Below are 25085 nucleotides of genomic sequence, written 5' to 3' on the forward strand. Positions count from 1 at the left end.
TACAAGCCGCTATGTCGATCCTGCAGGCGATCAGAATCGTTCCCTTTTATCTGTTGTTGGGCGCCAGCGCGCTGATCTGGTGTTCACTCAGCTTCTTTATCGCGCCATTCCTGCCGTTCCGTTATCGCTATCGCTGGATCAACGTCTACTGGTGCCGCTTCGCGCTGGTGCTGGTGCGGGTGTTCCTGAATATCCGGGTCAAGGTGACCGGCGCCGAAAACATCCCCGAGCGCCCCTGCGTGATCCTCTCCAATCACCAGAGCACCTGGGAAACCTTCTTCCTCTCCGCGTACTTCCAGCCTCTGAGCCAGGTGCTCAAGCGCGAGTTGCTGTACGTGCCGTTCTTCGGATGGGCCATGGCCATGCTGCGGCCGATCGCCATCGACCGCGATAACCCCAAAGCCGCCCTGAAACAGGTTGCAGCCAAAGGCGATAAGTTGCTCAAGGAACGTGTCTGGGTGCTGATCTTCCCGGAAGGCACCCGCGTGCCCTTCGGCCAGATCGGCAAGTTCTCGCGCAGTGGCGCCGCCCTGGCGGTGAACGCCGACCTGCCAGTACTGCCCATTGCCCACAACGCTGGCAAGTACTGGCCCAAGGAAGGCTGGGGCAAGCGCGCCGGCACCATCGAAGTGGTTATCGGCGAGCCGATGTGGGCCGAAGGCAGTGGTCCGCGGGCAATCGCCGAACTGAACGACCGCGCTGCGGCCTGGAACGAAAAGACCCAGCGCGAACTGGGTTCGCTGCCACCTCTGCAGGCGGTCAGCGAAACCCAGTCGGTCGCTTGACCCGTTCTGTGGATAACTTGTTGACAATATTTGGATTGCTTACGAAAAAACGCGCTAACTCATTAATCTACTTACATATTTCTATGTATGACTGTTTCGTGTAAATCGTGCATAAGTTTTTTCGCGGAATAAAAAAACCGGCTTTTACGCCGGTTTTTTTGTGCCTGTTATTCACACCTTGTCGATGTCTACGTCGCGGGTCTCTTTCAGGCAGAACAGCCCCACCACCAGACTGACGCCGGTGATCAGCACCGGATACCAAAGCCCGTAGAAAATATCGCCGGTGTACACCACCAGGGCGAACGATACGGTGGGCAGGAAACCGCCGAACCAGCCGTTGCCGATGTGGTAGGGCAGGGACATCGAGGTGTAGCGGATGCGGGTCGGGAACAACTCGACCATCACCGCGGCCAGCGGTCCGTAGGTCATGGTGGCGATCAGAATCATCACCACGATCAGCAGCACCACCATCGGCTGGTTGACGCTGCTGGCGTCGGCTTTGGACGGGTAGCCCGCCTTCTCGATGGCGGCGCGCATCGCGGCCTCGTCGAAGCCCTCGATGCGCTGCTCACCCACCATCACTGCCACGCTGCTGCCGGCAGGCACCGATTGCGAGCTGTACGGCAGGCCCTGTTTGACCAGGAACGTCTTGACCTTGTCGCACGGGCTGTCGAAACGCGCCTTGCCCACCGGGTCGAACTGGAAGGTGCAGCCGGCAGGATCAGCCATCACCACGATGGGCGACTGACGGCTGGCGGTGTCGATCTGCGGGTTGGCGTAGTGGCTCAGCGCTTTGAATAGCGGGAAGTAGAGTAGGGTGGCGAGCAACAGGCCCGTCATCAGGATCGGCTTGCGCCCGATGCGGTCCGACAACCAGCCAAAGAAGACGAAGAACGGCGCGCCGATCACCACGCTGATGATCAGCAGGGTGTTGGCCTGGGCCGGGTCCATCTTGAGCATCTGGGTCATGAAGAACAGCACGTAGAACTGCGCGGTGTAGAAGGTTACCGCCTGCCCGGCGTTGATGCTGAACAGCGCCGTCAGAACGACCTTGAGGTTCGGCCAGGAGGTGAAGGACTCGCGGATCGGCGACTTGCTGATCTTGCCTTGGGCCTTCATTTTCACGAAGGCCGGCGACTCATGCATGCTCATGCGGATCCAGGTGGAGATCGCCAGCAGCACGATGGACAGCAGGAACGGCAGGCGCCAACCCCAGGTTTCGAACTGGTCGCCACTGATGTAGCGGCTGCCCAGCACCACCAGCAGCGACAGCAGCAGACCAAGCGTCGCGGTGGACTGGATAAAGCCTGTGTGGAAACCGCGTTTGCCGTGCGGGGCGTGTTCGGCAACGTAGGTCGCCGCGCCGCCGTACTCACCGCCCAGCGCCAGGCCCTGGAGCATGCGCAGCACTACCAGGATGATCGGTGCGGCGATGCCGATGCTGGCGTAGGTTGGCAGCAAGCCCACGGCGAAGGTCGACAGGCCCATCAGCACGATGGTCACCAGGAAGGTGTACTTGCGGCCGATCATGTCTCCCAGCCGCCCGAACACCAGGGCACCGAAAGGCCTGACCAGGAACCCGGCGGCAAATGCCATCAGCGCAAAGATGAACGCCGTGGTGTCGTTGACCCCGGCGAAGAACTGCTTGCTGATAACCGCGGCCAACGCCCCGTAGAGAAAAAAGTCATACCACTCGAAAACCGTCCCGAGGGATGACGCGAAAATGATCTTGCGCTCTTCGCGGCGGCTGCTGGCCGTCGTGGTCGCGCCCTGTTGCTGGATGGTGTCCGACATCGTGCTGTCCTCGGCCCACGTTGGGGCACAGTGATTATTGTTGTTGTCCACTGTCGACACCGGTCGACTGCTGCCGGTGTCACTGTTGCCACGCCGCCCCGCGCAAGGCTCAGGGCGTCGCTATCTTCGTGCGGTCACTGCGGGTGCTGACGGCCTCATGGCCCTGGCGGATCAGTTGCGCGGCCTTTTCCGCGATCATCAAGGTGGGTGAGCAGGTATTGCCGGAAACGATGTTCGGCATGATCGACGCATCGGCGATGCGCAGGCCGCCGACGCCATGAACCCGCAACTGCGCGTCCACCACATCCAGCGGCCCGTTGCCCATGCGGCAGGTGCCCACCGGGTGGAAGATGGTGGTGCCGATCTGGCCGGCGGCGGCGTACAGGTCTTCGTCACTCTGCAACGTCGGTCCCGGCAGGTACTCGCGCGGCGAGAAGGGCGCAAGGGCAGGGGACTGGACGATGTTGCGGGTCAGGCGGATGGCCTGGGCGGCGACCTGCAGGTCTTCCGGCGCGCTGAGGTAATTGGGGTCGATCACTGGCGCGTCGGCAGGGTCCGCCGAGCGGATATCCACACGTCCGCGGCTGAGCGGGCGCAAGTTACACACCGACGCCGTGAAGGCGGCGAAGCGGTGCAACGGCTCGCCAAAGCGGTCCAGCGACAGCGGCTGAACGTGGTACTGGAGATTCGGCGAAGCCTGCTCCGGACCTGAACGCACGAACGCGCCCAGTTGGCTCGGCGCCATGGCCAGCGGGCCACTGCGGTCATAGAGATAACGCAGGCCCATGCCCATCTTGCCGAAGAGCGTGTTGGCCACCTGATTGAGGGTGCGGACGTTGTCGACCTGATAGATCAGCCGCAGTTGCAGATGGTCCTGCAGGTTGCCGCCAACACCCGGCAGCTCATGGTTCACGCCGATGCCCAAGCGCTCCAGCAGCGGCCGAGGGCCGATGCCGGAACGCTGAAGGATTCCCGGCGAACCGACGGAGCCGGCGCACAGGATCACTTCACGGCGCGCGTCGAAGTTCTGCCATTGCCCCTGCCACCGTGCGCGCACCGCAGAGGCACGGCCGTTCTCCAGCAGCACACGGTCCACGTCGACACCCGTCAATACGCTCAGGTTGGTGCGGTGGGCAATGGGCCGGAGAAACGCCTTGGAGGCATTCCAGCGCACGCCGGCTTTCTGGTTGACCTGAAAATATCCACAGCCCTGGTTATCGCCGCCGTTGAAGTCATCGACGCTGGCGATCCCCTGTTGCGCGGCCGCCTCGCGAAACGCGTCGAGGATCGCCCAGGAATAACGCTGCTGCTCGACCCGCCATTCACCCTCAGCACCGTGCGCCTCGCTGGCGCCGGCGTAGTGACGCTCGCTCGCCTTGAACAGCGGCAGCACATCCTTCCACGCCCAGCCGGGATTGCCCTCGTCGGCCCAGCGGTCATAGTCGCCGGACTGCCCGCGCATGTAGATCATGCCGTTGATCGAGGAACAACCGCCGAGCACCTTGCCCCGTGGATAACCCAGGCTGCGTCCGTTGAGGCCGGCTTGGGATTCGGTCTTGAAGCACCAGTCGGTGCGTGGATTACCAATGCAGTAGAGATAACCGACCGGGATATGAATCCATGGGTAGTTGTCGCGGCCACCGGCTTCGAGCAGGGCAACGCGACAGGAAGGATCGGCGGACAACCGGTTCGCCAGCAGGCAACCCGCGGGACCGGCACCGACGATGACGTAGTCGTAGGAATGATCGGCTGATGGCATGAAGACCTCGCGCCTGATTTTTATTCTTGTCTTTCTTCAGTGTTATTGATTATTTTCGAGATGAAAACGTTCGTTTTCACTCAACCGCTGTGCGTTTAAACACAACGCCGGCAAGCCTGCGGTTAACAGGGACAGCCTATGTTCGACTGGAATGATCTGCGGTTTTTTCTCGAATTACAGCGCAGCGGCCGCCTGCTTACCGCCGCCAAACGCCTCAACACCACCCACAGTACCGTGGCCCGGCATATCGAAAATATCGAGCAGAGCCTGGGCACCGCGCTGTTCGTCCAGCATGCCCAGGGCTATGAACTGACGCCGTCCGGCCAGGCCCTGCTCAAGCATGCCGAGGCGATGGAGAACGTCGCGCTGCTGGCCCAGGAAGAAATCACCCAGGCCATCACCCCGCTGGGCAAGATCCGCCTGGGGGTCACCGAAGGCATCGGCATCATGTTTTTCACGCCGCGCATGGGCAGCCTGTTCGACCGGTATCCGGGGCTGGAAGTGGAGCTGGTGGCGGTGCCGCGCTTTGTCAGCATCATCAACCGCGAGGCGGAAATCAGCATCCACCTGGAGCGACCCAACGCCGACCTGTTGATCACCCGCAAGCTCACCGACTACCGCCTGGCGCTCTACGCCAGCCCCGACTACCTCGCCCGCGCTCCCGCGCTGAACAGCCGCGAAGACCTGGCTCGGCACACCTGGATCGGCTACGTCGACGACCTGTTGTTCAGCCAGGAGCTGCTGTTTCTGCACAGCTTCTGCCGGGCGCCGAATGTGGTGTTCCGCAGCACCAGCGTGATCGCCCAGCAGCATGCGGCGCGCGCCGGGCTGGGCATCGCCGTGCTGCCCAACTACATGGCGCGGCACGACACAGGGCTGGTGCGTATCCTGCCCAGCGAAACCATCCAGCGCAGCTACTGGATCAGCACACGCCGCGAGTTGCACAAGTCGGTGCGCCTGCGGGTAGTCTGGGACTACCTGCTGGCGCTGTGCGCGCAAGAGCAGGGCGAACTGTTGGCCGACTAGCTCAGTGCAGCAAGGTGTTGAACGCCAGCAACACCGCAGCCCCGACCCCGACCAGCGCGAACGCCTGTTGCAGGCGCGGCCCGGCCAGATGGTGGGCGATCTGGCGTCCAGCGAGCAGACCGGCCAGCGCGCCCGCGGCAAACGGCGCGCCGATCGCCCAAGGCATCACACCACTGAAGCTGGCCGTCAGCACGCTGCCGCTGGAGACCAGGGCGATCACCGCCAGCGAGGTGGCCACCATACTTTTCATGTCGAGGTTGGTGTAGCGACCCAAGGCGGGAATGATGACGAATCCGCCGCCCACGCCTAACAACCCGGACAGCAATCCAGCGAGCAATCCGGTAAAGGCGAGTGCCCGGGCGCAGGGCAGGGTCCAGCGCAACCGCCCCTGCTGCGGGTTGAGGACGCAAGGTTGTATCTGTCGATTAGCGCAGGGCGACTCGCCGCGTAGCTCGCGTCGGGCCCTTAGCAACATCCGCCCACAGGCGTACACCAGCACCGCCGAGAATCCCAACGCCAGCGGCGCGTTGGGCAGTTGATGCGCCAGCCAGAAACCGAAGGGCGCTGCCAACCAGCCGAGCCCGGCGATAAAGAGCGCCGCCCGGTAACGCACCAACCCTTGGCGCCAGCCCAATATCGCGCCCACGCCGGCGGCCAGTCCCACCGCGAGCAAGCCGATCGGCGCTGCTTCGACCATCGACAGACCAAGTCCGAAGACCAGTAGCGGCACGGCAAGGATTCCTCCACCGGCACCCGTCAGCGCCAGGATCAAGCCAATGACCGCGCCCAGTCCGGCACCGAGCAACTCATGTTCCATCATGACTACGGCTCACCGGCCAGGGGAATCTTCAGGTAGCTCACGCCGTTGTCCTCAGGCTCGGGGAACTGGCCGCTGCGCATGTTGATCTGCACAGACGGCAGCATCAGCACCGGCATCTCCAGGGTTGCGTCACGGGCCTGGCGCATGGCGACGAATTCGTCCTCGCTGATGCCTTGGTGAATATGGATGTTGCTGACGCGCTGCTCCGCAACCGTGGTTATGTAGCGCAACTCGCGACCACCGGGTAAGTAGTCGTGGCACATGAACAGTCGGGTGTCGTCGGGCAGGGCGAGGATGCGCATGATCGAGCGGTACAGCACGCGTGCGTCGGCGCCGGGAAAGTCGCAGCGGGCGGTGCCATAGTCAGGCATGAACAAGGTGTCGCCAACGAAGGCCCCGGTCTCGCCGGCGGCTTCCACCAGGAAGGTGATACACGCCGGCGTATGCCCCGGGGTGTGCAAGGCACGGGCCTGCAAACCGCCAATGGCAAAAGTGGCCTCGTCGTCGAACAGCACATCGAACTGGCTGCCATCGCGAGCAAAGCCGGGACCGGTGTTGAACAGCGTGCCGAAGGTCTTCTGCACCTGGGTGATCCGGCTGCCGATTGCCAGTTGTCCGCCGAGGGCCTTTTTCAGGTACGCCGCCGCGGAAAGATGATCGGCGTGGACGTGAGTTTCCAGAATCCACTGCACGCTAGCGCCCAGCGCTTTTACCCGATCAATCAGACGATCAGCGTTGTGAGTGTCGGTGCGCCCGGACTTCGGGTCGTAGTCGAGCACGCTGTCGATCAATGCGCAGTGTCTGGTTTCGGTGTCCATGACCAGATAGCTGATGGTCCAGGTCGTGCTGTCGAACAGCGCTTCCACATAGAGATTGCCGGCGATGATCATTATCCATTCTCCAGAAAGGTCACTACGGCCGACCATCGATGAACAGGGTGAGTGAACGCATCTTACCTCGGCGTTTGCGCGAACTTTGGCTTTGAATTGATAAACCCCAGAAACAAGAAACCCGGCTTTCGCCGGGCTTTTTGTTTCACGTGGAACAATCAGAAGTCGAGGTTGGACACCGACAACGCGTTGCTCTCGATGAACTCACGGCGTGGCTCGACCGCATCACCCATCAGGGTGTTGAAGATCTGGTCAGCCGCGATTGCGTCTTCGATGGTCACCTTGAGCATGCGACGCACGCTTGGGTCCATGGTGGTTTCCCACAACTGATCCGGGTTCATCTCACCAAGACCTTTGTAGCGCTGGATGGTGTGACGCTTGGTGCTTTCGTTCATCAGCCATTCAAGTGCTTCCTTGAACTCGCTGATGGCTTTCTTGCGCTCACCGCGTTGAACGTAGGCGCCATCGTCCAGCAGCGTGCTGAGCTGGGCACCCAGTGCGGTGACGGTGCGGTAGTCGTTGCTGCCGAAGAAGTCACGGTTGAAGGTAACGTAGCTCGCGAGACCATGGGAGGTGATTTCCACTTCCGGCAGCCACACGTTGCGCTCGCGGTCTTCACGCAGACTGGCCTTGTACAGCAGGCCCGACTTCTCGCTGGTGCTCAGGCGCTCTTTGAACTTGTCCAGCCACCCGGTCATCTTCGCGTGGTCAGAAAGATCTTCCAGCGAAACGGCCGGCAGGTACAGGAAGTGCTCGGTCAGTTCCAGCGGGTACAGACGCGACAGACGCTTGAGCGTCTTCATTACCGAACGGAACTCATTGACCAGGCTTTCCAGCGCAGGGCCGGAGATCGCTGGAGCAGACTCGTTCAGGTACAGGGCGGCGTCTTCAAGGGCCGACTGGGTCATGTACTCTTCCATGGCCTCGTCGTCCTTGATGTACTGCTCCTGCTTGCCTTTCTTCACCTTGTACAGCGGCGGCTGGGCGATGTAGATGTAGCCGCGCTCGACCAGCTCCGGCAACTGACGGAAGAAGAAGGTCAGCAGCAGGGTACGGATGTGCGAACCGTCGACGTCAGCATCGGTCATGATGATGATGTTGTGATAGCGCAGCTTGTCGATGTTGTACTCATCGCGGCCAATACCACAGCCCAATGCGGTGATCAGGGTGCCCACTTCCTGGGACGAGATCATCTTGTCGAAACGTGCTTTCTCGACGTTGAGGATCTTGCCCTTCAGCGGCAGGATCGCCTGGGTCTTGCGGTTACGACCTTGCTTGGCCGAGCCACCCGCGGAGTCACCCTCCACCAGGTACAGTTCGGAAAGGGCAGGGTCTTTCTCCTGGCAGTCCGCCAACTTGCCCGGCAGACCGGCGATATCCAACGCGCCTTTACGGCGAGTCATTTCCCGCGCTTTACGGGCAGCTTCACGAGCGCGCGCAGCGTCGATCATCTTGCCGACCACAGCCTTGGCTTCGTTCGGGTTTTCCAAGAGGAAGTCAGAGAAGTACTTGCCCATCTCCTGCTCGACAGCCGTCTTCACTTCGGAGGAGACCAGCTTGTCTTTGGTCTGCGAGCTGAACTTCGGATCCGGCACCTTGACCGAAATGATCGCGGTCAGACCTTCACGGGCATCGTCACCGGTGGTCGAGACCTTGTTCTTCTTGGCCAGACCTTCCTGCTCGATGTAGTTGTTCAGGTTACGCGTCAGCGCAGAACGGAAGCCCACCAGGTGAGTACCGCCATCGCGCTGAGGAATGTTGTTGGTGAAGCAAAGCAGGTTTTCGTTGAAGCTGTCGTTCCACTGCAGGGCGATCTCGACGCCCACGCCATCTTCACGCTGGACGTTGAAGTGGAACACCTGGTTCACCGGAGTCTTGTTGGTGTTCAGGTACTCAACGAATGCACGCAGGCCGCCTTCGTATTTGAAGGCCTCTTCTTTACCCGAGCGCTCGTCTTTCAGCAGGATGCCAACGCCAGAGTTCAGGAACGACAGTTCACGAATCCGCTTGGCCAGGATGTCCCAGCTGAAATGAATGTTCTTGAAAGTTTCAGCCGAAGGCTTGAAGTGAATCTGGGTGCCGGTGGTTTCACTGTCGCCAACGATTTTCATCGGAGCTTGTGGAACACCGTGGACGTAGATCTGCTCCCAGATTTTGCCGCTACGACGAACAGTCAGGGTCAGCACTTCGGACAGGGCGTTTACTACAGAAACACCTACACCGTGCAGACCACCGGAAACTTTATAGGAGTTGTCGTCGAACTTACCGCCGGCGTGCAGTACGGTCATGATGACCTCTGCGGCGGAAACACCTTCTTCTTTATGCACATCAACCGGAATGCCGCGACCGTTGTCGCGTACGGTGATGGATTCATCCGTGTGGATGATTACAGTAATGTCGTCACAGTGGCCGGCGAGGGCTTCGTCGATCGAGTTGTCGACCACCTCGAACACCATGTGGTGCAGGCCGCTGCCGTCATCAGTGTCGCCAATGTACATACCGGGGCGCTTGCGCACGGCATCCAGCCCTTTCAGCACTTTAATGCTGGAGGAATCGTACGTTTGATTTTCGCTCATGCCTTCACTCCCGATGGTCGTGGGTCTGGGTGATACGGCCCTGTTCCACGTGGAACAAAGCAACCGGCGTATCCATCTGCCAGCCTTCCCTCAGTAATTCGTGATCTACACAGGTGATAAAAACCTGGCAGCGTAAGTCTTCCAACAAGCGGCAAAGTGCACGACGGTGCTGCTCGTCCAGTTCGGACGGCAGGTCATCCACCAGGTAAATACATTGGCCGCGACGTGCCTGGCTGACCAGGTGTCCCTGGGCGATACGCAATGCGCAGACCACCAGCTTTTGCTGGCCGCGGGACAAGATATCCGCGGCATTGTTGGCGCCTAATCTGAGACGCAAATCTGCACGCTGTGGACCCGCCTGGGTATGTCCCATCTGCTGATCGCGCTGGACGGAGGCCGCGAGAACATCACTCAGCTCTCGGTCTTTATCCCATCCGCGGTAGTAACTCAGGGTAAGCCCTTCGAGTTCCAAAAGTTCGCTGAGGATTTGCTCGAAAACAGGCTTCAACGCTTTGATGTAATTACGGCGATATTCGTCGATTTCCGCACTGGCCAGGCACAATTCCCGGTCCCAAGCCGCTTGGGAAATAGCGTCAAGTGTACCATGTCGCAACCACGAGTTTCGCTGCCGAAGTGCCTTCTGCAAGCGCTGCCAAGTCCCCATAAATCGAGGTTCCACGTGGAACACACCCCAATCGAGGAATTGCCGGCGGATTTTCGGAGCGCCTTCAAGCAGGCGAAAACTGTCTGGATTGATCAATTGCAGCGGCAGGATTTCCGCCAACTGGGCGGTACCGCGAGCGTTCTGCCCGTCGATACGGATGGTGAAGTCACCCTGCCGCTCCCGCGAAACACCCAGATTGCTTGAGGCGCCATTCTCCAACGCCACTTGGCCGAAGACCGTACACGTGGGCTGTTCATACTGAATGACGGGGTTCAGACGAGTGCTACGGAATGAACGAGCGAGCCCCAGCAGATAAATGGCTTCCAGCACGCTGGTTTTGCCGCTGCCGTTATCGCCGTACAGAATGTTGATTCGCGGGGAGGGTGAGAAGGTCACCGGGTGCAGGTTGCGCACCGCGGTGACAGAGACACGACTGAGGGACATCTAGACAGGTCTGGGCAATTACAGGCGCATCGGCATAACGACATAAGAAGAGTCGTCGTTGCCCGCTTCCTGCAGCAGCGCACTGCTGTTGGAGTCGGAAAGGATCAGACGAACCTGCTCGGTCGTCATGACGCCCAGTACGTCCAGCAGATAGCTGACGTTGAAACCAATCTCGAGCGAGCCGCCGTTGTAGTCGACGCTGATTTCTTCCTCAGCCTCTTCCTGCTCCGGGTTGTTCGCCTGGATCTTCAATTGGCCAGCGGCCAGTTGCAGACGGATCCCGCGGTACTTCTCGTTGGAAAGAATCGCGGTGCGGCTGAACGCTTCGCGCAGCGCCTGACGATCACCCAGCACCAGCTTGTCACCGCCTTTTGGCAGAACGCGCTCGTAGTCCGGGAACTTGCCGTCGACCAGCTTCGAGGTGAAGGTGAATTCGCCAGTAGTTGCGCGGATATGGTGCTGGCCCAGCACGATGCTGACAGTGCCGTCTGGTTCGGTCAGCAGGCGCGCCAGCTCGAGGATACCTTTGCGAGGCACGATGACCTGATGGCGATCAGCCTGACCGATGTCAGCGCTCATCGAGCACATGGCCAGACGGTGACCGTCGGTGGCGACAGCGCGCAATGTGCCTGTGGATACTTCCAGCAGCATACCGTTGAGGTAGTAACGGACGTCCTGCTGCGCCATGGCAAAGCTGGTGCGTTCGATCAGTCGACGCAGACGGCTCTGTTCCAGGGTGCAGGTCAACGAGCCTGGGCCTTCTTCCACAGTCGGGAAATCATTGGCCGGCAAGGTCGACAGGGTGAAGCGGCTACGGCCGGCCTTCACCAGGAGTTTCTGCTCGTCGACCTTGATGTCGATCAGAGCGTCGTTGGGCAAGCTCTTGCAGATATCCATCAGCTTGCGCGCAGGAACCGTGATCTCGCCCGGCTCGGCAGGTTCTTCCAGTTGGACGCGGCCAACCAGTTCCACTTCCAGGTCGGTACCGGTCAGCGACAACTGTTGACCCTGGACCACCAGCAGTACGTTGGACAGTACTGGCAAGGTCTGGCGGCGCTCTACGACACCTGCGACCAGTTGCAGGGGTTTCAACAGGGCTTCGCGTTGAATGGTGAAATGCATGGTCTAGTCCCTTGCCTTGAAAAGCTGCGCCGACATCAGGTTGTCAGAGTCCGCAGCAGGTTCTTGTAGTCCTCGCGGATATCCGCGTCGGATTCCTTGAGTTCGTTGATCTTGCGGCAGGCGTGCAACACCGTGGTGTGATCGCGTCCGCCAAAAACGTCGCCGATTTCCGGCAGGCTGTGGTTGGTCAGTTCCTTCGACAGGGCCATTGCCACTTGTCGAGGCCTGGCCACCGAACGCGAGCGTCGCTTGGAGAGCAGATCGGAAATCTTGATCTTGTAGTACTCGGCGACGGTGCGTTGAATGTTATCCACACTCACCAGCTTGTCCTGCAGCGCCAGCAGGTCCTTGAGCGATTCGCGAATCAGCTCGATGGTGATATCGCGCCCCATGAAGTGCGAGTGAGCGATGACACGCTTGAGCGCACCTTCGAGTTCCCGGACGTTGGAGCGGATGCGCTGGGCAATGAAGAATGCCGCGTCGTGCGGGAGGTCGACCTTTGCCTGGTCAGCCTTCTTCATCAAGATCGCTACACGGGTTTCCAACTCTGGAGGTTCGACCGCTACGGTCAGGCCCCAGCCGAAGCGCGATTTCAGACGCTCTTCCAGGCCTTCGATTTCCTTCGGATAACGGTCGCTGGTGAGAATCACCTGTTGACCGCCTTCGAGCAGGGCGTTGAAGGTGTGGAAAAACTCTTCCTGCGAACGCTCCTTGCGAGCGAAGAACTGAATGTCATCGATCAGCAGTGCGTCCACGGAGCGGTAGAACCGCTTGAACTCGTTGATCGCGTTGAGCTGCAGCGCTTTGACCATGTCAGCGACGAAGCGCTCGGAGTGCAGGTACACAACTTTGGCGTTGGGATTCTTCTTGAGCAGGTGGTTACCCACAGCGTGCATCAAGTGAGTCTTACCCAGGCCAACGCCCCCATAAAGGAAGAGCGGGTTGTAACCGTGTTTGGGATTGTCCGCTACCTGCCACGCGGCAGCGCGCGCCAGCTGGTTGGACTTGCCCTCGACGAAGTTCTCGAACGTGAACGTACGGTTGAGGTAGCTGGTGTGCTTCAGCGCACCCTCGACTTGCACCGTGCGCTGTTCAGAACGTCCGTTGCCGGCAGCCGGTGCGCTGACGGGCACCTCGACCATGGCATCGAAACTATCCCGCGAAGGACTGTCCTCAACAGCAGGCGCGACAGGAGCAGCGGCTGGAGCGCTGTTCACTGGCTCGCTGGCCACTGCTGGCCGGGCCTGGGCCGCAGCTTGCGCCTGTGACGCGGCGACTGACGCAGCCAAGGGCGCGTTGGGCGCCGCACGCGGAGCAGAGCTGCGACGGCTGCCTATTAATAAGGAGAGCGAAGGAGCGGCGCCGTTGCCGTGCTCACCCAGCAGCTCGAGCAGGCGGCTCAGGTACTTCTCATTGACCCAGTCGAGTACGAAACGGTTAGGCGCGTAAACGCGCAACTCGTCGCCTTCGGCTTCGACTTGTAGTGGACGGATCCAAGTGTTGAATTGCTGGGTAGGCAGTTCGTCGCGCAGAAGCTCCACGCACTGCTGCCAAAGTTCCACTGACACGGATATCCCCTGAATTTGAAAGCCGGTGAGGGCCAGTGAGGCAAAAACAAGCGGCCATTGTACCGGGCGACCGCACACTTATCCACACGGGACTGGCCCAAGAGAGGCGATAAATCAGTCATTTACTGACCAAAATCCAATCTACCCGGTGTGAATAAGCTCTGTGGATAACCGCCCCTGAGGACTATGCACAAGTCGGGGCTGAACCCTGTTGATAACTCGCCTGTTGATAACTTACTGTTTTATCCACCGCTTTTCCGAGGGTCCGGCACAGCCAGAGCACCGTTTCCCGACAGGGTTTCAGATCTCTGTACAGTACGTGAATAAAGGCCTGTAGAGCTTTATCCACAGAAATGCTCTGTATAAGATTTATAAGTTCTACAGAAAAGCTTTAAATACCTCTTCTCTTTTTTTCTATGTTTAATCGCGATGTCCCTGAGTGAGGTGATCTCACGGGAAAGGAACGCGCCGTTTTTTTACCTATAAGGAAACGCTGGTTGGAAATTGACCTACGAGCTTGCTTTCTCTAGAATCGCCGGTCTCTTAAAACGGGGGCCATTCCGGCCCGTTGTCACGAACCAGGTAACACGCCATGAAACGTACTTTCCAACCAAGCACCATCAAGCGCGCTCGCACTCACGGTTTCCGTGCTCGTATGGCCACCAAGAACGGCCGTGCCGTACTGTCCCGCCGTCGTGCCAAAGGCCGTAAGCGCCTGGCAGTTTGATTTTTCGGCATCGGTGGTGAGTCAGGACTTCAGTCGGGAAAAGCGTCTGCTGACCCCTCGACACTTCAAAGCGGTCTTTGACTCTCCATCAGGCAAGGTGCCAGGCAAGAGTCTCTTGCTCCTTGCCCGCGAGAACGGCCTTGATCACCCCCGCCTGGGTTTGGTGATCGGCAAGAAGAGCGTCAAGCTTTCCGTTCAACGCAACCGCTTGAAGCGTTTGATGCGCGATTCGTTTCGCCTTCACCAGGAGATCCTGGTCGGCTGGGACATTGTCATCGTCGCGCGCAAAGGCCTTGGCGATATAGAAAACCCGGAATTGCACCAGCATTTTGGCAAGCTCTGGAAGCGACTCGCTCGTAGTCGGCCCTCTCCAGTGGTCAAGACCGAATCTGTAGGGGTGGACCGTCCAGATGCGTAAACTGGCACTCGTTCCGATCCAGTTTTACCGTTACGCCATCAGCCCATTGATGGCCAGTCATTGCCGTTTCTACCCAAGTTGCTCCTGCTATGCGTACGAAGCCATCGAAAAACATGGTCTCTTGCGTGGCGGGTGGCTGACCGTTCGTCGGCTGGGTCGCTGCCATCCCTGGAATGCCGGCGGCTTTGACCCGGTTCCGCCAGTTCCTTCTTCCCGTACTTCTTCGATAGCCGAGTAATCATGGATATTAAACGCACGATCCTGATCGCCGCCCTGGCAATCGTGTCCTATGTCATGGTCCTCAAGTGGAACCAGGACTACGGCCAGGCTGCCCTGCCGACTCAGAATGTTGCTGCCAACACTGTCGCGCCGTCTCTGTCGGACACCCCGAATGCTGGCAACAGCGCAAGTGCTGATGTTCCAAGCGCCAGCGGCGAATCCAGCCCAGCCGAACTGGCTCCGGTGGTCGTCAGCAAGGACCTGATCCGGGTCAAAACCGATGTTCTCGATCTGGCTATCGACCCAAGCGGTGGTGACATCGCGCAACTGATGTTGCCGAAATACCCGCGCCGTCAGGACCACCCTGAAATTCCGTTCCAGTTGTTCGACAACGGCAACGAGCGTGTTTACCTGGCTCAAAGTGGCCTGACCGGCGTCAATGGCCCGGATGCACGCTCGACTGGTCGTCCGCTGTACGCCACTGAACAGAAAAGTTATCAACTGGCTGATGGCCAGGACCAACTGGTCGTCGACCTGAAATTCAGCGACGCCGGCGTCAACTACATCAAGCGCTTCTCCTTCAAGCGCGGTGAGTACGACCTGACCGTCACTTACCTGATCGATAACCAGAGTGGTCAGCCATGGACCGGTAACCTGTTCGCGCAACTGAAGCGTGATGCGAGTTCCGATCCGTCGTCGTCGACCGCTACCGGCACTGCCACCTACTTGGGCGCTGCCCTGTGGACAAGTTCCGAGCCCTACAAAAAGGTGTCCATGAAGGACATCGACAAGGGCAATTTGAAAGAAAATGTGACTGGTGGCTGGGTAGCCTGGCTGCAGCACTACTTCGTGACCGCATGGATTCCGAAGTCCGGTGAGAACAACATTGTTCAAACCCGCAAAGACAGCCAAGGCAACTACATCATCGGTTTCACTGGCCCAGCGCTGAACGTGGCCACGGGTGCCCAGGCTGAAACCAGCACCATGCTGTACGCCGGTCCGAAGATTCAGGACAAGCTGAAAGCGTTGTCCCCAGGTCTGGAACTGACTGTCGACTACGGCATTCTGTGGTTCATCGCCCAGCCTATCTTCTGGCTGCTGCAACATATCCACAGCCTGCTCGGCAACTGGGGCTGGTCGATCATCGCCCTGACCATGCTGATCAAGCTGCTGTTCTTCCCGCTCTCGGCCGCCAGCTACAAGTCGATGGCGCGCATGCGTGCCGTGGCCCCTAAACTGGCTGCCCTGAAAGAACAGCATGGCGACGACCGGCAGAAAATGTCGCAAGCCATGATGGAGCTGTACAAGAAAGAGAAGATCAACCCGCTGGGCGGCTGCTTGCCGATCCTGGTGCAGATGCCGGTCTTCCTCTCGCTGTACTGGGTACTGCTGGAAAGTGTCGAGATGCGTCAGGCACCGTGGATGTTCTGGATCACCGACCTGTCGATCAAGGATCCGTTCTTCATCCTGCCGATCATCATGGGCGCAACCATGTTCATCCAGCAGCAGCTGAACCCGACTCCGCCGGATCCGATGCAGGCCAAGGTGATGAAGCTGATGCCAATCATCTTCACCTTCTTCTTCCTGTGGTTCCCGGCTGGCCTGGTGCTGTACTGGGTTGTGAACAACTGCCTGTCGATCGCACAGCAGTGGTACATCACCCGCAAAATCGAGGCAGCCACCAAGAAGGCCGCTGCCTGACAGGTTAGCCAGCTAATCTGTGGATAAACGCCCCACTCGTGGGGCGTTTTGCTATCTGACGTTTTTGTTTCGAGGCCACCGACCATGAATTCCCGTCGTGAAACCATCACCGCCATCGCTACCGCCCAAGGCCGCGGTGGGGTGGGCATTGTGCGTATCTCCGGGCCTTTGGCCAGCCAGGCCGGCCAAGCGATCACTGGTCGTCAACTGAATCCGCGGCATGCTCATTACGGCCCGTTTCGCAGTGAAGACGGTCTGGTTCTCGACGAAGGCATCGCCTTGTTCTTCCCCGGGCCGAACTCGTTCACCGGCGAGGACGTGCTGGAGCTCCAGGGCCATGGCGGTCCGGTGGTACTGGATATGCTTCTGCAGCGCTGTGTACAACTGGGTTGCCGGCTGGCGCGCCCCGGAGAATTCAGTGAGCGCGCCTTTCTCAACGACAAGCTCGACCTGGCGCAGGCGGAAGCCATCGCCGACCTGATCGAGGCGAGTTCTGCACAGGCTGCTCGCAATGCATTGCGTTCGTTGCAGGGGGAGTTCTCGCGCCGTGTGGATAACCTCACCGAGCGCCTGATCAGCCTGCGAATCTATGTGGAAGCCGCCATCGATTTTCCCGAGGAAGAAATCGACTTTCTCGCCGATGGCCATGTCCTCGGCATGCTCGATCAGGTCCGCGAAGATCTGGCCTTGGTAATGCGTGAAGCCGGGCAGGGCGCTTTGTTGCGCGATGGTATGACGGTTGTGATTGCCGGCCGGCCCAACGCGGGCAAGTCCAGTCTGCTGAACATGCTTGCCGGTCGCGAGGCGGCAATCGTTACCGAGATCGCCGGTACAACCCGGGATATCCTGCGCGAACATATCCACATCGACGGCATGCCGCTGCACGTTGTGGATACTGCAGGCCTGCGTGACACCGAGGACCATGTGGAAAAAATCGGTGTGGAGCGTGCGCTGAAGGCCATTGGAGAGGCCGATCGGGTGCTGTTGGTCGTGGACGCCACTGCTCCCGAGGCCTGCGACCCGTTTGCGTTATGGCCGGAGTTCCTCGATCAGCGGCCGCAGCCTGACAAAGTTACCCTGATTCGCAACAAGGCCGACCTCACGGGCGAGTCGATTGGCATCGAACAGTGTGCGGATGGCCACGTCACGATCACTCTCAGCGCCAAAGCGCCCGATATGGGCCTGGATCTGCTGCGCGAACACCTCAAAGCCTGCATGGGTTATGAACAGACCGCCGAAAGTGGCTTCAGCGCCCGCCGGCGTCATCTGGAGGCGTTGCGTCAGGCCAGCGCGAGTCTCGAACACGGTCGCGCGCAATTGACCCTGGCAGGCGCGGGGGAGCTGCTGGCGGAAGATTTGCGTCAGGCCCAGCAGTCTTTGGGTGAAATTACCGGGGCATTCAGCTCCGACGACCTCCTGGGTCGAATCTTCTCCAGCTTCTGCATCGGCAAATAAGCCTTCTTATCCACAGACCGGGTCGCATCTGACGGCCCGGCTGTAGCGTCTTTCTGCCCCTTTCACTTATCCACTGACGAAGACTCCGGGCTTGCCTGGGGCTTTCGCCTGCCCGCTTGTCCACAAAATGCCGGAATAAGCCCTGTGGAAAACCCGCCTTCAGCTCCGTTGATAACTAGGCCTCAAGGCTGGAGATAAATTCGCCTGTGGGTAAATAGCAGTTTAATCCACAGGTTTAAGGCGCTTATCCATAGCCCCCAGGGGTGGTGGTGAACAGGGTTTTGAAACGCTGTACATATTGATCTATATGGGCTGTAGAACGTTATCCACAGATAGGTGCTGCACTAAGAATAAACATAAAAACAAAGCTTTTATAAAGTTTTCTTCGTTATTTCTATTGCCGGCCATTCATCCACAGGCTGGTTAAATTTTGTGCAAAAGGTTCCTTTAGGAGGGGGTAAGTCCCTATACTTGCCAGCTATCCCTTTTTATTCCCGAAACAGGCACGAGGTGCGTGGTGGATTTCCCTTCCCGTTTTGAAGTGATCGTCATCGGCGGCGGCCATGCCGGTACCGAGGCTGCGCTTGCGTCAGCACGTATGGGTGTCAAAACCCTGCTGCTGACCCACAACGTGGAAACCCTCGGGCACATGAGCTGCAACCCGGCTATCGGTGGTATTGGCAAGAGCCACCTGGTCAAGGAAATCGATGCGCTCGGTGGTGCCATGGCACTGGCCACAGACAAGAGCGGCATCCAGTTCCGCGTTCTGAACAACCGCAAGGGCCCGGCCGTACGGGCAACCCGTGCGCAAGCCGACCGCGCGATCTACAAGGCGGTGGTCCGGGAGATTCTCGAGAACCAGCCCAACCTGTGGATATTCCAGCAGTCCTGCAATGACCTCATCGTCGAGCAGGATCAGGTGCGCGGCGTTGTGACCCAGATGGGTCTGCGGTTCTTCGCCGACTCCGTGGTATTGACCACCGGCACCTTCCTCGCGGGACTTATCCACATCGGTCTGCAGAACTATTCCGGTGGTCGGGCCGGTGATCCGCCAGCGATCGCCCTGGCCCATCGCTTACGTGAATTACCGTTACGCGTGGGTCGCCTGAAAACCGGTACTCCACCGCGCATCGATGGACGTTCTGTGGATTTCTCGGTGATGACCGAACAGGCAGGTGATACCCCGATCCCGGTGATGTCGTTCATGGGCTCGAAGGAAATGCACCCGCGGCAGGTCAGTTGCTGGATTACCCACACCAATGAGCGGACCCACGAAATCATCGCGTCCAACCTCGACCGCTCGCCGATGTATTCCGGCGTCATCGAGGGCATTGGTCCGCGCTACTGCCCATCGATCGAAGACAAGATCCATCGGTTCGCTGACAAGCAGAGCCATCAGGTCTTCATCGAACCCGAAGGCCTCAACACCCACGAGCTGTATCCGAACGGGATATCCACATCCCTGCCGTTCGATGTGCAGTTGCAGATCGTGCGTTCGATCCGCGGTATGGAGAACGCGCACATCGTTCGCCCGGGCTACGCCATCGAGTACGACTACTTCGATCCGCGCGACTTGAAATACAGCCTGGAAACCAAAGTGATCGGCGGGCTGTTCTTTGCCGGGCAGATCAATGGCACCACGGGCTACGAAGAGGCCGGAGCCCAAGGATTGCTGGCCGGCGCCAACGCGGCGTTGCGTGCGAAAGGCCTGGAAAGCTGGTGCCCGCGCCGCGACGAAGCCTACATCGGCGTATTGGTCGACGACCTGATTACCCTGGGTACCCAGGAGCCGTACCGCATGTTCACGTCTCGCGCCGAGTACCGCCTGATCCTGCGCGAAGACAACGCGGATCTGCGCCTTACCGAAAAAGGCCGCGAACTTGGGCTCGTGGATGACGCACGCTGGGCGGCGTTCACTGCCAAGCGCGAAGGAATCGAGCGTGAAGAACAGCGTCTGAAATCCACCTGGATACGCCCGGGTACCGAGCAGGGCACCGCCGTTGCCGAACGATTCGGCACCCCGCTGAGCCACGAGTACAACCTGCTCAACCTGTTGAGCCGCCCGGAAATCGACTATGCCGGCCTCGTGGAAGTCACCGGTGGCAGCGATGTGGATGACCAGGTTGCTGAGCAAATCGAGATCAAAACCAAATACGCCGGTTACATCGACCGGCAACAGGAAGAAATCGCTCGCCTGCGTGCCAGCGAAGACACCCGCCTGCCGGAAGATATCGACTACAGTGGTATTTCCGGGCTATCCAAGGAGATCCAGGGCAAGCTCGGCCAGTCGCGGCCGGAAACCCTGGGCCAGGCTTCGCGTATCCCGGGCGTGACCCCCGCGGCGATTTCCCTGTTGTTGATCCATCTGAAGAAACGCGGCGCTGGCCGCGGTCTGGAGCAAAGCGCTTGAGTTCTATGGTCACCGCAAAACACGCCGATGAGTTGTCCACAGGGGCCCGCCAACTCGGGCTCGAGCTGAGCGAGGCGCAGCAGGAGCAACTGCTGGCCTATCTGGCTTTGTTGATCAAATGGAACAAGGCTTACAACCTCACCGCAGTACGCGATCCGGATGAGATGGTGTCTCGCCATCTGCTCGACAGCCTCAGCGTGATGTCGTTTATCCACAGCGACCGCTGGCTGGACGTTGGCAGTGGTGGGGGAATGCCGGGAATTCCGTTGGCTATCCTGCATCCGGAGAAGCAGGTCACGGTGCTGGACAGCAATGGCAAGAAAACCCGCTTCCTCACCCAGGTGAAACTGGAGCTGAAGCTGGACAACCTGACAGTTATCCACAAGCGGGCCGAAGAGTTCCAACCTGAGCAGCCATTCACCGGGATCATCTCGCGTGCTTTCAGCAGCATGGAAAATTTCACTAACTGGACGCGGCACCTGGGGGATTCCCAGACACAGTGGCTGGCAATGAAAGGACTGCATCCAGCCGATGAGCTGGTAGCATTGCCGGCAGATTTCGAAGTGGAGAGCGAGCAGGCCTTGACCGTTCCAGGTTGCCAAGGCCAACGCCATCTGCTGATACTGCGCCGCACGGCATGACTGGGAACACAAGCAAGAATGGCTAAGGTATTCGCGATTGCGAACCAAAAAGGGGGCGTGGGTAAAACCACCACCTGTATCAATCTCGCGGCCTCGCTGGTAGCAACCAAGCGTCGCGTGCTGCTGATTGACCTCGATCCACAAGGCAACGCCACCATGGGTAGCGGTGTGGATAAACATGTCCTGGAACATTCGGTCTACGATCTGCTGATCGGCGAGTGCGACCTGGCCCAGGCCATGCACATCTCCGAGCACGGTGGTTATCAACTGCTGCCGGCCAACCGTGACCTGACCGCCGCCGAGGTGGTGCTGCTGGAAATGCAGATGAAGGAAAGCCGTTTGCGCAATGCGCTGGCGCCTATCCGGGAAAGCTACGACTACATCCTCATCGACTGTCCGCCATCGCTGTCGATGCTGACCCTCAATGCCTTGGTCGCCGCTGACGGGGTGATCATCCCGATGCAGTGTGAATACTATGCACTGGAAGGTCTCAGCGACCTTGTGGATAACATCAAGCGCATCGCTGCCCGCCTGAATCCCGAGCTCAAGATCGAAGGCCTGCTGCGGACGATGTACGACCCGCGCCTGAGCCTGAACAACGATGTTTCGGTGCAGCTCAAGGAGCATTTCGGCGAGCAGCTCTACGACACGGTCATTCCTCGCAACATTCGCCTGGCTGAGGCTCCGAGCTTTGGCATGCCGGCGTTGGCCTACGACAAGCAATCCCGAGGCGCCCTGGCTTACCTGGCCCTGGCGGGCGAACTCGTTCGTCGCCAGCGTCGTCAAACTCGCACTGCACAGACAACTTAAGGAATCCGCATGGCCGTTAAGAAACGAGGTCTCGGACGTGGGTTGGATGCACTGTTGAGTGGTCCGACCGTCAGCGCGCTCGAAGAGCAAGCTGTAAAGGTCGACAAGAAAGAACTGCAACACCTGCCGTTGGACCTGATCCAGCGCGGCAAGTACCAGCCACGTCGGGATATGGACCCGCAGGCGCTTGAAGAACTGGCCCAGTCGATCAGGGGCCAGGGCGTCATGCAGCCGATCGTGGTCCGCCCTATCGAGGGTGACCGCTACGAAATCATCGCCGGTGAGCGGCGCTGGCGTGCCAGCCAGCAGGCCGGGCTCGACACTATCCCGGCGATGGTGCGCGATGTGCCGGATGAAGCTGCCATTGCGATGGCGCTGATCGAGAACATCCAGCGTGAAGATCTCAATCCGGTTGAGGAAGCGAATGCGCTGCAACGTCTGCAGACCGAATTCCAGCTGACTCAGCAACAGGTTGCCGATGCCGTGGGCAAGTCGCGGGTCACCGTGGCCAACCTGCTGCGTCTGATCTCCTTGCCGGAAGTCATCAAGACCATGTTGTCCCATGGCGATCTGGAAATGGGGCACGCACGTGCACTGCTCGGATTACCGGAAGAACAGCAGGTTGAAGGGGCGCGACACGTTGTCGCACGCGGGCTGACGGTACGTCAGACCGAAGCGCTGGTTCGCCAGTGGCTCAGTGGCAAACCTGAGCCTGTGGAACCAGCCAAGGCCGATCCGGATATAACCCGTCTGGAACAACGGCTGGCCGAGCGTTTAGGGTCTTCTGTACAGATACGTCATGGCAATAAAGGCAAGGGCCAATTAGTTATTAAGTACAACTCCTTGGATGAGTTGCAGGGCGTCCTTGCTCACATCCGCTGAAACAATTCCCTTTGTAGCGCGTAGTCGGAAATCACTACCCGGCAGTTGAATAGGGGTTAAACCGCCCCTATACTCTGCGCGCATTTTGTCGGCACAAATTATGCCAAGTCATAGTTGACTGGTTGGCCGACTTCAGGGGAGCAGTTTTGATGGAAACCCGCACGCCAAACCGCTTGCCTTTCCATCGCTGGGCGGTTTTCCCGGTACTGCTGGCCCAATGTGTCGTGTTTCTGTTGGCAGCTTTGGCTTTGTGGCAGTGGCGCGGGACAGTCAGCGGATATTCAGGTCTCTGTGGAGGTCTGATCGCCTGGCTACCGAATGTGTATTTCGCCTATAAGGCTTTCCGGTTTACCGGGGCCCGGGCAGCGCAAGCCATCGTCAAGTCGTTTTACGCAGGCGAGGCAGGCAAATTGATTTTGACGGCGGTGCTGTTCGCACTGACGTTCGCAGGAGTGAAGCCATTGGCGCCATTAGCAGTATTCGGCGTCTTCTTGCTGACCCAACTGGTCAGCTGGTTCGCGCCCCTGCTGATGAAAACAAGACTTTCGAGACCTTAGGGCGTTTGAGGCAAACATGGCAGCAGAAACCGCTTCGGGCTATATCCAGCACCACTTGCAGAACCTGACCTTCGGTCAACTACCAGATGGCGGTTGGGGCTTTGCCCATTCCGCAGCAGAAGCCAAGGCAATGGGCTTCTGGGCGTTCCATGCGGACACCCTGGGTTGGTCGTTCGGTCTGGGCCTGATCTTCATTCTTCTTTTCCGCGCCGCGGCGAAAAAAGCGACCTCCGGCCTGCCCGGCGGTCTGCAGAACTTCGTTGAAGTGCTGGTCGAGTTCGTCAACGGCAGCGTGAAGGACTCCTTCCACGGCCGCAGCCCGGTCATCGCACCGCTGGCACTGACCATCTTCGTCTGGGTCTTCATGATGAACGCCGTCGACCTGATTCCGGTCGACTGGATTCCTCAGCTGGCGATCATGATCTCGGGTGATCCGCACATTCCGTTCCGTGCCGTATCCACCACCGACCCGAACGCCACGCTGGCCATGGCAATCTGTGTGTTCGCGCTGATCATTTTCTACAGCATCAAGGTCAAGGGCCTGGGCGGCTTCCTCGGTGAACTGACCCTGCACCCGTTCGGTAGCAAGAACATCTTCGTGCAGATCCTGCTGATTCCGGTCAACTTCCTGCTCGAGTTCGTGACCCTGATCGCCAAGCCGATCTCGCTGGCTCTGCGTCTGTTCGGCAACATGTACGCCGGCGAGCTGGTGTTCATCCTGATTGCCGTGATGTTCGGCTCCGGCCTGCTGTGGCTGAGCGGTCTGGGTATCGTGCTGCAATGGGCGTGGGCTGTGTTCCACATCCTGATCATCACGCTGCAAGCATTCATCTTCATGATGCTCACCATCGTCTACCTTTCGATGGCGCACGAAGATAACCATTAAGACCGCCTGGCGTGTCTGATGATCCTCCCGTCGGTACGAGGGAGGGTCGAAAAAGTCCGCAAGGGCACCGTTGTACCAAACGATTTTGTTTTACCGCTTCAAACTAAAAAACCTAACCAATACGACGTAAAAGTCGGGAGGAAAGATGGAAACTGTAGTTGGTCTTACCGCTATCGCTGTTGCTCTGCTGATCGGCCTGGGTGCTCTGGGTACCGCCATTGGTTTCGGCCTGCTGGGCGGCAAGTTCCTGGAAGGCGCTGCTCGCCAGCCAGAGATGGTTCCAATGCTCCAAGTTAAGATGTTCATCGTTGCCGGTCTGCTCGACGCCGTAACCATGATCGGTGTTGGTATCGCACTGTTCTTCACCTTCGCGAACCCCTTCGTTGGTCAAATCGCAGGCTAATCACTCGATCATTCGAGTGGATTGGTGTGATAGACGAAGAACGAGCGAGGTGTTGGCGTGAATATTAATGCAACCCTGATTGGTCAGTCCCTTGCGTTCTTGATTTTCGTGGTGTTCTGCATGAAGTTTGTATGGCCTCCGGTCATTGCAGCTCTGCAAGAACGTCAAAAGAAGATCGCGGACGGACTGGACGCTGCCAACCGAGCAGCTCGCGACCTGGAGCTGGCCCAAGATAAAGCGGGTCAGCAACTGCGCGAAGCTAAAGCTCAGGCAGCCGAAATCATTGAGCAAGCCAAGAAGCGCGGTGCTCAGATCGTCGAGGAAGCCCGTGATCAGGCCCGCGTCGAAGCTGACCGTGTGAAGGCTCAGGCTCAGGCCGAGATCGAACAGGAAATTAACAGCGTCAAAGACGCGCTGCGCGCCCAAGTGGGTAGCCTGGCCGTTAACGGTGCTGAAAAGATCCTTGGCGCCACAATCGATCAAAACGCGCATGCGGAGCTGGTTAACAAACTGGCCGCTGAAATTTAA

At 59.1% G+C, this 25085-nt stretch carries 23 protein-coding genes; 15 read left to right on the plus strand and 8 right to left on the minus strand.

Translation table 11 applies throughout. From position 1 onward, the window contains the following. Nucleotides 1-11 precede the first annotated feature (11 nt). On the plus strand, nt 12-785 hold the full coding sequence (locus CKW37_RS26205) for a 1-acyl-sn-glycerol-3-phosphate acyltransferase (protein WP_095159107.1): 774 nt from the start codon (nt 12-14) through the stop codon (nt 783-785). A gap of 171 nt (nt 786-956) precedes the next feature. On the opposite strand, the gene CKW37_RS26210 is transcribed toward CKW37_RS26205, so the two are convergent. Both CKW37_RS26210 and CKW37_RS26215 read right to left on the minus strand, forming a co-directional pair. Beyond that, entirely contained in the window at nt 957-2579 is a 1623-nt protein-coding gene (locus CKW37_RS26210; protein WP_095159108.1) for an MFS transporter, read from the minus strand. A 109-nt stretch (nt 2580-2688) separates the two neighbouring features. Then, a complete protein-coding gene (locus tag CKW37_RS26215) occupies nt 2689-4338 on the minus strand; it encodes a GMC family oxidoreductase (protein WP_095159109.1) in 1650 nt (549 codons plus the stop codon). A gap of 138 nt (nt 4339-4476) precedes the next feature. On the opposite strand from CKW37_RS26215, the gene CKW37_RS26220 reads away from it, so the two are divergent. Next, on the plus strand, nt 4477-5364 hold the full coding sequence (locus CKW37_RS26220) for a LysR family transcriptional regulator (RefSeq protein WP_095159110.1): 888 nt from the start codon (nt 4477-4479) through the stop codon (nt 5362-5364). Between the two features lies 1 nt (nt 5365). On the opposite strand, the gene CKW37_RS26225 is transcribed toward CKW37_RS26220, so the two are convergent. The 6 genes from CKW37_RS26225 to dnaA all read right to left on the minus strand — a co-directional run bounded on the left by CKW37_RS26225 (nt 5366) and on the right by dnaA (nt 13448). After that, the gene (locus tag CKW37_RS26225; protein WP_095159111.1) at nt 5366-6184 is read right to left on the minus strand and encodes a sulfite exporter TauE/SafE family protein; all 819 of its coding nucleotides are present in this window, start codon (nt 6182-6184) and stop codon (nt 5366-5368) included. A 2-nt stretch (nt 6185-6186) separates the two neighbouring features. Beyond that, nucleotides 6187-7074, minus strand: a complete 888-nt coding sequence (locus tag CKW37_RS26230; protein ID WP_095159112.1) for an MBL fold metallo-hydrolase — start codon at nt 7072-7074, stop codon at nt 6187-6189. A 158-nt stretch (nt 7075-7232) separates the two neighbouring features. Then, entirely contained in the window at nt 7233-9650 is a 2418-nt protein-coding gene (gene gyrB / locus CKW37_RS26235; RefSeq protein WP_095159113.1) for a DNA topoisomerase (ATP-hydrolyzing) subunit B, read from the minus strand. 4 nt (nt 9651-9654) lie between these two features. After that, nucleotides 9655-10758 (minus strand): DNA replication/repair protein RecF, encoded by a 1104-nt coding sequence (recF, locus tag CKW37_RS26240; protein WP_095159114.1) that lies wholly within the window; start codon nt 10756-10758, stop codon nt 9655-9657. 18 nt (nt 10759-10776) lie between these two features. Then, the gene (dnaN, locus tag CKW37_RS26245) at nt 10777-11880 is read right to left on the minus strand and encodes a DNA polymerase III subunit beta (protein WP_042121660.1); all 1104 of its coding nucleotides are present in this window, start codon (nt 11878-11880) and stop codon (nt 10777-10779) included. A gap of 35 nt (nt 11881-11915) precedes the next feature. Continuing rightward, complete coding sequence (gene dnaA / locus CKW37_RS26250) at nt 11916-13448, minus strand: chromosomal replication initiator protein DnaA (RefSeq protein WP_095159115.1); 1533 nt, start codon at nt 13446-13448, stop codon at nt 11916-11918. Nucleotides 13449-14040: 592 nt separating this feature from the next. Here dnaA and rpmH point away from each other — a divergent pair. From rpmH to CKW37_RS26315, 13 genes are all read left to right on the plus strand, one after another. Continuing rightward, nucleotides 14041-14175: a 50S ribosomal protein L34 gene (rpmH, locus tag CKW37_RS26255; RefSeq protein ID WP_002551315.1), complete on the plus strand. Its 135-nt coding sequence runs from the start codon at nt 14041-14043 to the stop codon at nt 14173-14175. 13 nt (nt 14176-14188) lie between these two features. Next, nucleotides 14189-14593, plus strand: a complete 405-nt coding sequence (gene rnpA, locus CKW37_RS26260) for a ribonuclease P protein component (RefSeq protein WP_218241378.1) — start codon at nt 14189-14191, stop codon at nt 14591-14593. Continuing rightward, nucleotides 14586-14831 carry a membrane protein insertion efficiency factor YidD gene (yidD, locus tag CKW37_RS26265; protein WP_095159116.1) on the plus strand — a complete coding sequence of 82 codons (246 nt, stop codon included), beginning with the start codon at nt 14586-14588 and terminating at the stop codon, nt 14829-14831. Before rnpA ends, yidD begins: the two co-directional genes overlap by 8 nt. 2 nt (nt 14832-14833) lie before the next feature. Further along, a complete protein-coding gene (gene yidC / locus CKW37_RS26270) occupies nt 14834-16513 on the plus strand; it encodes a membrane protein insertase YidC (RefSeq protein WP_095159117.1) in 1680 nt (559 codons plus the stop codon). Between the two features lie 84 nt (nt 16514-16597). Then, entirely contained in the window at nt 16598-17968 is a 1371-nt protein-coding gene (mnmE, locus tag CKW37_RS26275) for a tRNA uridine-5-carboxymethylaminomethyl(34) synthesis GTPase MnmE (RefSeq protein WP_095159118.1), read from the plus strand. 517 nt (nt 17969-18485) lie between these two features. Then, complete coding sequence (gene mnmG / locus CKW37_RS26280) at nt 18486-20378, plus strand: tRNA uridine-5-carboxymethylaminomethyl(34) synthesis enzyme MnmG (RefSeq protein ID WP_095159119.1); 1893 nt, start codon at nt 18486-18488, stop codon at nt 20376-20378. Then, nucleotides 20375-21019, plus strand: a complete 645-nt coding sequence (gene rsmG / locus CKW37_RS26285; RefSeq protein WP_095159120.1) for a 16S rRNA (guanine(527)-N(7))-methyltransferase RsmG — start codon at nt 20375-20377, stop codon at nt 21017-21019. The genes mnmG and rsmG overlap by 4 nt, the downstream gene beginning before the upstream one ends. An 18-nt stretch (nt 21020-21037) precedes the next feature. After that, nucleotides 21038-21829 carry a ParA family protein gene (locus tag CKW37_RS26290; RefSeq protein ID WP_095159121.1) on the plus strand — a complete coding sequence of 264 codons (792 nt, stop codon included), beginning with the start codon at nt 21038-21040 and terminating at the stop codon, nt 21827-21829. 9 nt (nt 21830-21838) lie between these two features. Next, entirely contained in the window at nt 21839-22711 is an 873-nt protein-coding gene (locus CKW37_RS26295; RefSeq protein WP_095159122.1) for a ParB/RepB/Spo0J family partition protein, read from the plus strand. A 149-nt stretch (nt 22712-22860) separates the two neighbouring features. Further along, nucleotides 22861-23268 carry a F0F1 ATP synthase subunit I gene (locus CKW37_RS26300; protein WP_095159123.1) on the plus strand — a complete coding sequence of 136 codons (408 nt, stop codon included), beginning with the start codon at nt 22861-22863 and terminating at the stop codon, nt 23266-23268. Nucleotides 23269-23284: 16 nt separating this feature from the next. Further along, complete coding sequence (gene atpB, locus CKW37_RS26305; protein ID WP_095159124.1) at nt 23285-24154, plus strand: F0F1 ATP synthase subunit A; 870 nt, start codon at nt 23285-23287, stop codon at nt 24152-24154. Nucleotides 24155-24299: 145 nt separating this feature from the next. Then, a complete protein-coding gene (atpE, locus tag CKW37_RS26310; RefSeq protein ID WP_003097235.1) occupies nt 24300-24557 on the plus strand; it encodes a F0F1 ATP synthase subunit C in 258 nt (85 codons plus the stop codon). A 57-nt stretch (nt 24558-24614) separates the two neighbouring features. Further along, nucleotides 24615-25085 (plus strand): F0F1 ATP synthase subunit B, encoded by a 471-nt coding sequence (locus CKW37_RS26315; protein WP_095159125.1) that lies wholly within the window; start codon nt 24615-24617, stop codon nt 25083-25085.

The organism is Pseudomonas sp. Irchel 3E13 (assembly GCF_900187455.1).
GTDB lineage: Bacteria > Pseudomonadota > Gammaproteobacteria > Pseudomonadales > Pseudomonadaceae > Aquipseudomonas.